The following is a 10,707-nucleotide window of genomic DNA, read 5'->3' as shown; positions in this document are numbered from 1 at the left end:
ACGGGCTGGGGGTAGGGCGGCGTCGTCGCCGTCGCCTGACGCCCGGCGACGCCGGTCGATGGCATGCTCGCTCCCATGGAAGCCGACGTCGTCGTCGTGGGAGCCGGCCTCGCCGGCCTCGTCGCCACCGCTGAGCTCGCCGACCGTGGCAAGCGGGTCGTCCTGGTCGACCAGGAGGGCGAGCAGTCCCTGGGCGGCCAGGCGTTCTGGAGCTTCGGCGGCCTCTTCCTCGTCGACAGTCCCGAGCAGCGGCGGCTGGGCATCAAGGACAGCCTCGAGCTCGCGACCCAGGACTGGATGGGCAGCGCCCAGTTCGACCGCGAGGAGGACTTCTGGCCGCGCAGGTGGGCCGAGGCCTACCTGCACTTCGCCGCCGGCGAGAAGCGGTGGTGGCTCCGCCAGCAGGGCCACCGCCTCTTCCCGGTCGTCGGGTGGGCGGAGCGGGGCGACGGGCGTGCCGACGGCCACGGCAACTCCGTGCCGCGCTTCCACATCACGTGGGGCACCGGGCCGGGGATCGTCGAGCCGTTCGAGCGACGCGTCCGCGCCGCGGTCGCTCGTGGCCTGGTCACCCTCGCGTTCCGGCACCGCGTCGACGAGCTCGTCCTGACCGCGGGAGCAGTCACCGGCGTACGCGGTCACCTCCTCGCGCACGACGGCGTGGCTCGCGGTCGGGCGAGCAGCCGGGAGGAGGTCGGTGACTTCGAGATCGGCGCGCAGGCCGTCCTCGTCACGAGCGGGGGCATCGGCGGCGACCACGACCTCGTGCGCCGCGCATGGCCCGAGCGGCTCGGCGCCCCACCGGCCCGGATGGTGGCGGGCGTCCCTGCCCACGTCGACGGCCGCATGCTCGGCATCACGCGGGCGGCCGGAGGTCGGGTCATCAACCCCGACCGGATGTGGCACTACACCGAAGGGCTGCGCAACTGGGACCCCGTGTGGGACAACCATGGCATCCGCATCCTCCCCGGCCCCTCCTCCCTGTGGCTCGACGCCCGGGGACGACGCCTGCCCGCGCCGTACTTCCCCGGCTTCGACACCCTCGGCACGCTGCGCCACATCGTCGGGACCGGACACGACTACTCGTGGTTCGTCCTGACCCAGCGCATCATCGAGAAGGAGTTCGCCCTCTCCGGCTCGGAGCAGAACCCCGACCTCACCGGCAAGGACGTGCGGCAGGTGCTGGGCCGGGCCCGTGGCGGTGCCCCCGCTCCCGTCGAGGCGTTCAAGCGCCACGGGGAGGACTTCGTCGTCGCCGACACCCTCGACGAGCTGGTCCGCGGGATGAACGAGCTCACCGGTGAGGGCCTGCTCGACGCCGAGTCGATGCGGCGAACCATCGTCGCGCGGGACAACGAGCTCGACAACGACTTCAGCAAGGACGCGCAGGTGACCGCGATGCGCGGTGCCCGGAACTACCTGGGCGACAAGCTGATCCGTGTCGCGAGCCCCCACCGGCTGCTCGACCCGAAGGCCGGCCCGCTCATCGCGGTGCGGCTGCACATCCTGACCCGCAAGACACTGGGCGGCCTCGAGACCGACCTGGGCGGGCGGGTGCTGCGCGCCGGTGGTGATCCGCTGCCGGGGGTCTACGCAGCCGGTGAGGTCAGCGGCTTCGGGGGCGGCGGCATGCACGGCTACAACTCGCTCGAGGGCACGTTCCTCGGCGGGTGCCTGTTCAGCGGCCGGACTGCCGGTCGGTCGGTGGCGGCGGCGTTGTGACCTGCGTCGACGACCGGGGAGGACTGCCCTGGCGACCGTCCTCGCCGAGGAGGCTGCGCCAGCGAGCCGGCCCCACGTCCACCGAGCGCTCGAGGAGCCGGTGCGCCGCCGGGGCCAGGGCCCACGTGCCGAACCAGACGACGAGCACACCGAGGCTCATCCCCGCGACGACGTCGTGCCAGTAGTGCGCGCCGACGAGCACCCGGGACACGCCGACCGCCAGCGCGAGGGGGACGACGAGGCGCCACCACAGCGGGGAGAGGGCCACGACCGCGGTGGCGAGCCCCGCGGCGATGACGGCGTGGTTGCTCGGCCAGGACCAGTCGTTCGCCGCCGGACACGCGGCCACCGTGTGCACGGCCATCGCCCGGCACGGCCGCGCCTCCCGGACCACGCCCTTGACGACCTCGCTCAGCACGTAGGCCGCGACGGTCGCGGTGGCGCCCACGAGGGCCACGGTCACGTGCTCGAGGCCGCGCGAGCGTGCCCGCCAGGCGGCACACGCGAACACCAGGGCCAGCACGACGATGCCCAGCTCACCGACGACCTCGAAGAAGCCGCCGAAGACCGACGGCAGGGCCACGGCCCCCGCCGTCGTGGCGCGGTAGGCCGCGTCGCGGACGAGGTAGAGGACGGCGACGACGGCGAGCAGGACGAGGACGGTCGGCACCGCGCCGGCCGCCCGTCCGCCGGCGAACCGTCGGCGTACGTTCACCGCGCTGTCATGTGCAGATGGCATGCGCCCGACGGTAGGTCACGAACTTGGGAGTGCGGCCACAGGTATGGCAGGAGCAGGGCCGTGCGCTCAGAGCCGCCCACGCACCGGCGTGCGCTCCACCGGATCGCCCTCCTCGGGCATCACCATCTCGGCCCGGACGCCGAGCAGCCGCACCTCGCGGGCAGGATCGAGCGTCTCGGCGAGTGCCACGGCCGCGTCGACCACGACGTCGCAGTCCTGGGTCGGTGCCGGGAGCTTGCGCGCCTTGCTCTGGGTGAAGAACGGCGCGTAGCGCACCTTGAGGGTGACCCGGAAGACGGGCCGGCCCTCCTTGACCGTGTCGTCGAACACCTGCGAGGCGAGCTCACGGACGGCCGCTCGCACCTCGTCGGGGGTCGTGAGGTTGCTCTGGTAGGTCGTCTCGCGACTGTGGCCACGTGCCACCCAGGGCGTGTCGTCGACGACGGCCGAGCCGATGCCGCGGCCCAGCTGGGAGTACCACACGCCCATGCGCGGCCCGAACTCGCCGACGAGCACGGCCTCGTCCGCCTCGGACAGCTGGCGCACCGTCTCGATGCCGTGGCCGGCCAGCCGCTTGGAGATCTTCGTCCCGATGCCCCACAGGTCGATGGTGGGCCGGCCGCCCATGACCTCGAACCAGTTGTCCGCCGTGAGCCGGAAGACGCCGCGCGGCTTGCCGAAGCCCGTCGCGATCTTGGCGCGCACCTTGTTGTCGCCGATGCCGACCGAGCAGTGCAGGTCGGTGGCCTCGAGGACCGTCCGACGCACGCGCCCGGCGAAGGCCTCCGGGTCGTCGGTGCGGACGCCGAGGAACGCCTCGTCCCAGCCGAGCACCTCGACGACGACGCCCAGCCCGCGCAGCGCCTCCATCACCTCCTCCGAGGCCTCGGTGTAGGCCGCCGCGTCGACGGGCAGGATCACGGCGTCCGGCACCTTGCGGGCGGCGAGGCGAAGCGGCATCCCCGAACCGACGCCGAACGCCCGGGCCTCGTAGCTGGCCGTGGACACCACCGCCCGCTCGCTCGGGTCGCCCCGACCCCCCACGATGACGGGCTTCCCCGCGAGCTCCGGGCGCCGCAGCACCTCGACGGCGGCGATGAACTGGTCGAGGTCGACGTGCAGCACCCAGGAGCGAGCATCCGGGGCCGGCCGCGCGTCCATCCCTAGGCGGGCCGGTCCCGCCGGGGCGGACGCGGCGAGCGGGGACCGGCGTCGCGGACCGGCTTGCCGCGACGGAAGGTGTAGACGGCCGGGCCCTCGTCGGCGCCCGCGGCGTGGGGCTCCGCCGAGTCGTGTGCCGTGTCGCCACCGCCCGGGTCCGCGTCGTGCCGCTCCGGTGCAGCCACGACCAACACCGGCGCGTCATGGGTCTGCGACTCTGGTTCGGCCGGCGCCGCTTCGGCCGGCGCTGCTTCGGCCGGCGCTGCTTCGGCCGGTTCTGGCTCGGCCGACCCCTGTGCCTCAGCACCGGACTCGGCCGGCTCAGGTGCGTCGTGCTCGGGCAGCTCCGGCTCGTCGACGGACTCGGGCACGTCCACGAGCTCGGGTTCTGGGCCGGCGAAGGCGTCCTGCTCACGGGCCGCGATCACCACGCCGTGGTAGAGCATGGCGGCGGCGAGCGCGGTCAGGCCGAAGGCCCCCACCGCGAGCGGCAGGCCGGTGTGTGCGCCACCGATCTGGGACCGGAGCAGGTGCAGACCACCGGCAGCTGCTCCCACGACCGCGGCCCCGACGAACCAGATGATCGTGGCCCGGGTCATTGTTTTCCCCACGGGGTCACTGTCGCACATGCACGCAGCCCGCGACGGGACCACGTGCCGGCCGCGGTCACGAGGCGAGCAGGCTTCCGGGTCAGACGAGCCCGCGGGCCGCGGCCACGGACGGCGCGAAGCCGTGACCCTTGGCGGAGCTCCGGTCCTGCTGCGCCGTGGTCTTCCCGACAGCCTTGGCCTCTCCGACAGCCTTGGCCTTTCCGACAGCCTTGGCCTTTCCGACAGCCTTGGCCTTTCCGACAGCCTTGGCCTTTCCGACAGCCTTGCCGACCGCCTTGACCTTGCCTGCGGCCGCGCCCTTGCCGACCGCCTTGCCGACCGCCTTGCCGACCCCCTTGCCGACTGCCTTGCCCTTGCCGAGCGCCTTGCCGTTGCCGGCGGCCAGGGACTTCGCCGCAGCAGTGGACCTGCCCTCGGCCGCCCCCTTGCCAGCGCCAGCGCCGGCGCCCACTCCCTGGTCGGCGTCACTCTTCGCGTCACCCGGTGCGGCATCGGCGGCTCGGGGGCGCAGGGCATCGGGCGACAGGGTCAGCCCCTCGGCGTCGAGGGACTCCGTCGCGGCGGCCACGTCAGGAGCGGGCGTCACGGCCACCGCGCTCGAGCGCCCCGCGCCGGATGGAGTGTGCGGCGAGGCGGGCAGGGCGGCGGTCGGTGCGGCATACGTGCTCTGGGCGTGGAAGCCGCTGCGCGAGCTGACGGGAACGGGTGTGCCGGTCGCGAGCGCGGGAGCCGGCCGGCTCGGAGAGCCCACCGACCCGAGGATGAGCGCGGCGACGCCCAGGCCGAGCAGCAGGCTCGCGCCGCGATGGCCACCCACCTGCACCAGGGAGAACTGGCCGGTGACGAGCGCTGCGCTCGCGGCCACGAGCGTGGACACCCCGACGACGACGAGACCCCCCGTCACGCCGCCCACGAGGGCGCTGAAGAGCACGAGGGACCCGATGATCGCAAAACCCGACACGGTGCCCTCGGGCATGCGGCGGGGCGCGGCGTCCTCGGCGAGCAGGTCGACGCGGTCGTGCTCGAGGAGCAGGACCCCGGGCCGGGACGGCAGCGTGAAGCAGGCCTGCTCGGAGGCCGTCGTCGAACCGGGCATATCGGACATCACCGGGTCAGTGTGGTGTATGACCCACCCCGAACGCGAGCCCGGGCGCGCCCCTGCGCTCGACGACACTCGTCGGCGACGGGGCCGCTGCGTGGGGTACCTGCTGCTGGTCATGGGGGCTCACCACTCCTGCGTCACGCGGACGGCACCACGGCGTATCGGTGCCGTCAGAACGGGACAGTACCCCGCAACGTCAGGTTTTGGGCGACAAAAGGTAAAGGAAGGGCAAAGTCACCCCTCGCGGCCGCGGGAGTAGCGCTTCTGGATCTCGTGCAGGAACGCATCCGAGATCCGGCGGTACTGGTGGAGCGTCAGGGTGACCGGGTCCCCGACCTTCAGGCCGAGAACGCTGCGCGCCGGGTCGAGGGGCACCTGCGGGTCCTCCGCGACGGTGCCGCCGTTCTCCGCCAGCGAGCGCGCCAGGACCCGGACCTCGTTGAGCGCGTTCCCGCCGGGGCCCTCGACCTGGAGCCGGTCGACGAAGTAGGCGTCGAGGACGAGCAGCATGTTGTTGAAGTACTCGTACTCCAGCGACTCCAGCGCACTCTCCAGCGACGACACGTCCGCGTCCCCGTGGTCCCGCGCCGCGTGGGCCACCTCGGTGAAGGCCGCCACCTGTGACTCCACCCGCGAGCGACAGGCGTCGATGTAGTCCTGGTCGTACTCCTCCACGCCCCTCATCACCTCAGGGTAGCGGCGACCCGGGCGCACCACCTGTCACCGCCATCGACGCCTCCATCGCCGCCGACCACGCCGGCCACTAGGTTGGGCGCATGGCAGCGGGTGAGCGCAACGTGCTCGGTGGGCAGCTGCAGGCCTGCGGCACCGACCCGCTCACCGGCTTCTACCGCGACGGCTACTGCACGACGGGTCCCGAGGACCGGGGCAGCCACACCATCTGCGTCGTGGCCACGAGGGAGTTCCTCGAGCACCAGCGCGGGGTCGGCAACGACCTGGTGACGCCGCGCCCCGAGTGGCGCTTCCCCGGCCTCACCCCCGGCGACCGGTGGTGCGTCGTGGCCCAGCGCTGGCTGCAGTCCCACCAGGACGGCGCCGCCGCACCGGTCGTCCTCGCCGCCACCCACGAGCGCGCGCTCGAGGTCGTGCCCCTGCAGCTGCTGCAGGCGTATGCCGCCGACATCCCGGACGACCCCAGCTCGCTGCTGTGAGGAGCCCACAGGCGGACTGCTCGCAGTGCTTCGGCCTGTGCTGCGTCGCCCTGCCGTTCGCGCGCTCGGCGGACTTCCCGGTGGACAAGGGGGCGGGCGAGCCGTGCCGCAACCTGCTGGCGGACCACAGCTGCGGCATCCACGACCGCCTCGCGCAGGAGGGCTGGCGCGGCTGCGTGACGTTCGACTGCTTCGGCGCGGGGCAGCAGGTCTCACAGGTGACCTTCGGGGGCGTCTCGTGGCGCGAGGCACCCGACACCGCCCCGAGCATGTATGCCGTCCTGCCCGTCATGCGCCAGCTGCACGAGATGCTCGCCCACCTCCAGGACGCGCTCGCGCTGGAGCCGAGCCCGCCCACGCGGGCCGACGTCTCCGACGCGCTCGCCGAGGTCGAGGCCGCTTCGGCCGGTACCGCCGACCAGGTTCTCGCCGTCGACCTCGTCGCGCTGCGGTCGCGGGTGGGCGGCCTGCTCCGTGAGGTCAGCGCGGGCGAGCGCGAGCGGCGTCGGAGGCGGGACGGCATACCCGTGCCGGCGCGTCGGCTGCGCGCGGGCGCCGACCTGGTCGGCGCCGACCTGCGGGGCCGCGACCTGCGCACTGCCGACCTGCGCGGGGCGCTGCTCATCGCGGCCGACCTGCGCGGCGCGGACCTGCGCTGGGCCGACCTGCTGGGAGCCGACCTGCGCGACGCGGACCTGCGGGGGGCACGGCTCGACGGCGCCCTCTTCCTGACCCGACCGCAGCTGGCGGCCGCGCGCACCTGAGCACCACCCGCCCCGAGGATTCGCGCATTAGCGCACCGTGGCAGGGGGTCGACACGCACAATCGAGGCACCAACCACGTCGAGCACCGGAGTGCACCGTGCGCCGAGCCCGCGCCACCAGGGCCAGCAGCGCCACCAGCGCCATGCGCGCGGTGGTGGTGGCTGCGCTGGGCCTGGTCGCCGCGGTCCTCGCCGGGTGCTCCTCGGGTGAACCGCAGGTGGAGCTGAGCCAGGTGGGCGCCGCCACGGGCACCCCGGTGCCGACGCAGACCGTGACGGTGACCCAGGTCGAGACCCGCACCGTGACGGCGACCACGACCCGGGTGCAGACGGCCACGGTGACGGTCTCGCCCACCGTCACGGTGACCGCGCCGCCGCGCCCGAGCCTGACGACGAGCACCGTCTTCAACCGGCCCGCGGCGCTGGCCGACTACGGCAACCTGGTGGACGACGTGGGAGTGCTCGACCGGATGACGTTGTCGGGCAACGCAGCCGCGCTCCAGCTCGACCTGCTGGCCCAGCACCTGGGCCGGCTCGCTGCCAACGGGCCGCCGCCCGGCCTCGACTCCCCCAGCTACTACGGCCGGCTCTACTCGTTGGGGCTGTTCGCCCGGGCCGCCTCGGACGAGGCGCAGGCCGGCTCGCCCGTCGCGGCGAGCCGCTACGCCGTGATCCGGCAGGAGACGGGCGTGCTCCTCTCCCTCGTGGATGGCGCCCTGTCGACGACGTTCGCACTCCCCGCGCCCGCCCCCCGGCCGACGAGCCCTGCCGCGACCCCCTCGGCAACGCGCTGAGCCCCGCGGCCAGGCGCTGAGCACCCGGCTCCAGCGCGAGGCCGGCTTCAGCGAGAAGCCGGACGCTCGGTGTGGATGCGTCGCGCGAGACGTGACGACGGTCGCCGCCGCACCGGCACGCGCGACCAGACCGCCTGCTGCAGCGCCAGGGTCATCCAGCCCGCCAGGGCCATGCCGACGATGTTGAGGACGAGCTGCAGTCCGCTGCCGCGCACCTCGTTCCAGGCGCCGAAGGCGAGCCCCAGCGCGACGTTGCCGGCTGCCGGGATGGTGGTGACGGAGATGAACACGCCACTGAGCCCACCCACCTTGGCCGAGGTCAGCGAGAGCACACCCGCGGCGGCGGCGAGGACGGCGACGATGAACGACCACTTGTCCGGGGTGTAGATGAAGCCGGTGCTCGGCCGGCTCCCCGTGATGTCGTGCAGCGTGACCCAGCCGAGCGCGCGGGTGACGAGTGCAGCCAGGGAGGTGACGACGATCGCGACGCCGAAGCCGACGACGAGCGCACGGGCTGCGACGCCGAGGAGCAGGTGGCGGCGTCGCACGAGCGCCACCCCGAGAGCCGCGATGGCCCCGAACTCCGGGCCGAGCACCATGGCGCCGATGACGAGGATCTGCGAGTCGAGCACGATGGCGATGCCGGCGATGAGCGTCGCGAGCGTCATGAACGACAGGAACGTCCAGTTGAGCTCGCTGTCGTCGTAGGACCGTTGGGCGACCTCGGCCCAGACGACGGCGTCAGCGCTGCTGCCGGGCGTCCGCTCGTCTGCCTCGAAGCCCGGGCGCGAGATCCACGTGGTCACCGGCTCGAGCTGCATGGATCCCTGCTCGTGGACCCCGAGGTCCCGGAGCCGGTCGACGAGCACGTTCGCTCCCTCTCTCGCCACGTCTGCCTGGACCACGTCACCGACGGGACGGACCGCTGCTCCCCGCAGGACGGACAGCGTGCTCACAGCCGTGGAGTCGGCGAGCAGCTCGGTCACCCGCTCGGTCAGGGCGCTCGGGACGGTGACGGTGAGGCGCAGCATGCAGCACAGTCTGCCGCGCCGTTGACACGGAGGGATGGGCACACGACAGTGACACCTGCACAGTCGTTCAGATGAGGAGACGTCCATGAGTACGGTGAGCGGCCTCGACGGATGCGTCTCCCCCGGCATCCATCCGGAGAAGGTGGCGCTGGCGACCGAGAACGCTCCGGGATCGGAGGAGCTCGCCCGCGTCACGAGCGTCTTCAAGCTGCTGGGGGACCCGACCCGCGCCCGGCTGCTCTACGCGCTGCTCGAGGCCGGCGAGCTGTGCGTGTGCGACCTGGCGGCGGCGACCCGGACCGCCGAGACGACCGTGTCCCAGGCCCTGCGGCTGCTCCGCACCTCCTCCGTGGTGACGGGCCGGCGGGACGGGCGCAACATCTACTACCGGCTCTCGGACGCGCACGTCCGGCTGCTGCTCGACGTCACGCGGAAGCATGCGCTCCACGACGGGAAGGTGCGGCCATGAGCCACTCGCACGGGTCCTCGCACGGGTACTTGCACGGACCCTCTCAAGGGCACTCCCACGGCGCTGCGGCGGCCCACGCCGGTGGGCGCCACCGCTGGCGGCTGGGCGTCGCCTTCGGGCTCATCGCGGCCTTCTTCGTCGTCGAGCTCATGGCCGGGCTGCTGTCCGGCTCGCTGGCGCTGCTCTCCGACGCGGGGCACATGGCAGCCGACGTCGTGACCCTCGGAGCGGCGCTGGTCGCCACGCGGATCGCCACGCGTGCCGACACGACAGGCCGCCGCACCTTCGGCTCCTACCGCGCGGAGGTCTTCGCCTCGGGCCTCGCCGTGCTCCTGATGCTGGGGGTGTCCGTGTACATCGCTGTCGAGGCCTTCGGGCGCATCGGCGCCCGTCCGGAGATCGCATCGGGCACCATGCTCGTCGTCGGCGTCATCGGCCTCGTGGTCAACCTCATCGCCCTGTTCATGCTGCGCGGCGGCGCCGGCGAGAGCCTCAACGTCAAGGGCGCCTACCTGGAGGTGGTCGCCGACACGGTGGGCTCGATCGGCGTCGTCGTCGCGGCCCTGCTGGTGCGGGCGACGGGGAGCGCCTGGTGGGACACCGTGGTCGCAATCGCGATCGCCGTCTTCGTGGCCGTGCGCGCCGTGGGGCTCGGGCGTGAGGTGCTGACGGTGCTCGGACAGCACGCACCGACGGGCATGGACCCCGCCGAGCTCGAGAACGCTCTCGGTGAGGTGCCGGGCGTCACCGAGGTCCACGACCTGCACGTGTGGACCCTGACGTCCGGCATGGACGTCGCCACCGCCCATCTGGTGGTGGCAGCCGGTGACGCCGGACACGACGTGCTGGATGACGCGAGCCGCATGCTCCGCGAGCGCTTCCACGTCGCACACGCGACGCTTCAGGTCGAGACCACGGACCGCTCGGAGTGCCGCGGCGCCGACTGGTGACCCTGGGCCGGCGCTCGTCGTCGCTCGTCACCGACGGCACGAGCTGGCGCGCCTCCCTCCGAACCCCTGTGCGTTGGGTTGCCACGTGACCCAGCCACCCTCGCCGACGCCGTTGGCTCGCCCAGTGACACAAGCACGGCGCCGGGCCCTCACCGCAGCTCTGCTGGCCCGCCAACCGGCGCGACACGCCAAT

The 10,707-nt window shown here is 73.1% G+C and carries 12 protein-coding genes; 6 read left to right on the top strand and 6 right to left on the bottom strand.

From position 1 onward, the window contains the following. The first annotated feature begins 75 nt into the window (after positions 1-75). Positions 76-1,722, top strand: a complete 1,647-nt coding sequence (locus ABD194_RS18835) for an FAD-binding dehydrogenase (RefSeq protein WP_343994341.1) — start codon at positions 76-78, stop codon at positions 1,720-1,722. Here ABD194_RS18835 and ABD194_RS18830 read toward each other — a convergent pair. From ABD194_RS18830 to ABD194_RS18810, 5 genes are all read right to left on the bottom strand, one after another. Then, on the bottom strand, positions 1,679-2,461 hold the full coding sequence (locus ABD194_RS18830) for a phosphatase PAP2 family protein (RefSeq protein WP_343994339.1): 783 nt from the start codon (positions 2,459-2,461) through the stop codon (positions 1,679-1,681). The two genes, ABD194_RS18835 and ABD194_RS18830, sit on opposite strands and share 44 nt — an antisense overlap. A gap of 66 nt (positions 2,462-2,527) precedes the next feature. Next, positions 2,528-3,622, bottom strand: a complete 1,095-nt coding sequence (locus tag ABD194_RS18825; RefSeq protein ID WP_343994337.1) for a DNA polymerase IV — start codon at positions 3,620-3,622, stop codon at positions 2,528-2,530. 2 nt (positions 3,623-3,624) lie between these two features. After that, on the bottom strand, positions 3,625-4,221 hold the full coding sequence (locus ABD194_RS18820) for a hypothetical protein (protein ID WP_343994335.1): 597 nt from the start codon (positions 4,219-4,221) through the stop codon (positions 3,625-3,627). Between the two features lie 91 nt (positions 4,222-4,312). Beyond that, positions 4,313-5,341: a hypothetical protein gene (locus tag ABD194_RS18815; protein ID WP_343994333.1), complete on the bottom strand. Its 1,029-nt coding sequence runs from the start codon at positions 5,339-5,341 to the stop codon at positions 4,313-4,315. A gap of 228 nt (positions 5,342-5,569) precedes the next feature. Then, complete coding sequence (locus ABD194_RS18810; RefSeq protein WP_343994331.1) at positions 5,570-6,019, bottom strand: hypothetical protein; 450 nt, start codon at positions 6,017-6,019, stop codon at positions 5,570-5,572. A 92-nt stretch (positions 6,020-6,111) separates the two neighbouring features. Between ABD194_RS18810 and ABD194_RS18805 the strand changes: the two genes are divergently transcribed. From ABD194_RS18805 to ABD194_RS18795, 3 genes are all read left to right on the top strand, one after another. Next, positions 6,112-6,507 carry a DUF2237 family protein gene (locus ABD194_RS18805; RefSeq protein ID WP_343994329.1) on the top strand — a complete coding sequence of 132 codons (396 nt, stop codon included), beginning with the start codon at positions 6,112-6,114 and terminating at the stop codon, positions 6,505-6,507. Continuing rightward, positions 6,504-7,271: a pentapeptide repeat-containing protein gene (locus ABD194_RS18800; RefSeq protein ID WP_343994327.1), complete on the top strand. Its 768-nt coding sequence runs from the start codon at positions 6,504-6,506 to the stop codon at positions 7,269-7,271. The genes ABD194_RS18805 and ABD194_RS18800 overlap by 4 nt, the downstream gene beginning before the upstream one ends. A 97-nt stretch (positions 7,272-7,368) precedes the next feature. After that, positions 7,369-8,064, top strand: a complete 696-nt coding sequence (locus ABD194_RS18795; RefSeq protein WP_343994325.1) for a hypothetical protein — start codon at positions 7,369-7,371, stop codon at positions 8,062-8,064. A gap of 47 nt (positions 8,065-8,111) precedes the next feature. Here the strand turns inward: ABD194_RS18795 and ABD194_RS18790 are convergent, their stop codons facing one another. Further along, on the bottom strand, positions 8,112-9,095 hold the full coding sequence (locus ABD194_RS18790; RefSeq protein WP_343994323.1) for a DUF389 domain-containing protein: 984 nt from the start codon (positions 9,093-9,095) through the stop codon (positions 8,112-8,114). Positions 9,096-9,180: 85 nt separating this feature from the next. On the opposite strand from ABD194_RS18790, the gene ABD194_RS18785 reads away from it, so the two are divergent. After that, on the top strand, positions 9,181-9,564 hold the full coding sequence (locus ABD194_RS18785; RefSeq protein WP_343994321.1) for an ArsR/SmtB family transcription factor: 384 nt from the start codon (positions 9,181-9,183) through the stop codon (positions 9,562-9,564). Next, positions 9,561-10,514, top strand: a complete 954-nt coding sequence (locus ABD194_RS18780; protein WP_343994319.1) for a cation diffusion facilitator family transporter — start codon at positions 9,561-9,563, stop codon at positions 10,512-10,514. The genes ABD194_RS18785 and ABD194_RS18780 overlap by 4 nt, the downstream gene beginning before the upstream one ends. Positions 10,515-10,707 lie beyond the last annotated feature (193 nt).

This window comes from Terrabacter terrae, from assembly GCF_039529575.1.
Classification (GTDB): Bacteria; Actinomycetota; Actinomycetes; order Actinomycetales; family Dermatophilaceae; genus Terrabacter; species Terrabacter terrae.
This window is presented reverse-complemented; position numbering and strand designations above follow the sequence as displayed.

Coding starts and splice junctions, on each gene's coding strand:
- ABD194_RS18835 (WP_343994341.1), top strand. CDS start 76: ATGGAAGCCGACGTCGTCGTCGTGGGAGCCGGCCTCGCCGGCCTCGTC.
- ABD194_RS18830 (WP_343994339.1), bottom strand. CDS start 2,461: ATGCCATCTGCACATGACAGCGCGGTGAACGTACGCCGACGGTTCGCC.
- ABD194_RS18825 (WP_343994337.1), bottom strand. CDS start 3,622: ATGGACGCGCGGCCGGCCCCGGATGCTCGCTCCTGGGTGCTGCACGTC.
- ABD194_RS18820 (WP_343994335.1), bottom strand. CDS start 4,221: ATGACCCGGGCCACGATCATCTGGTTCGTCGGGGCCGCGGTCGTGGGA.
- ABD194_RS18810 (WP_343994331.1), bottom strand. CDS start 6,019: ATGAGGGGCGTGGAGGAGTACGACCAGGACTACATCGACGCCTGTCGC.
- ABD194_RS18805 (WP_343994329.1), top strand. CDS start 6,112: ATGGCAGCGGGTGAGCGCAACGTGCTCGGTGGGCAGCTGCAGGCCTGC.
- ABD194_RS18790 (WP_343994323.1), bottom strand. CDS start 9,095: ATGCTGCGCCTCACCGTCACCGTCCCGAGCGCCCTGACCGAGCGGGTG.
- ABD194_RS18785 (WP_343994321.1), top strand. CDS start 9,181: ATGAGTACGGTGAGCGGCCTCGACGGATGCGTCTCCCCCGGCATCCAT.
- ABD194_RS18780 (WP_343994319.1), top strand. CDS start 9,561: ATGAGCCACTCGCACGGGTCCTCGCACGGGTACTTGCACGGACCCTCT.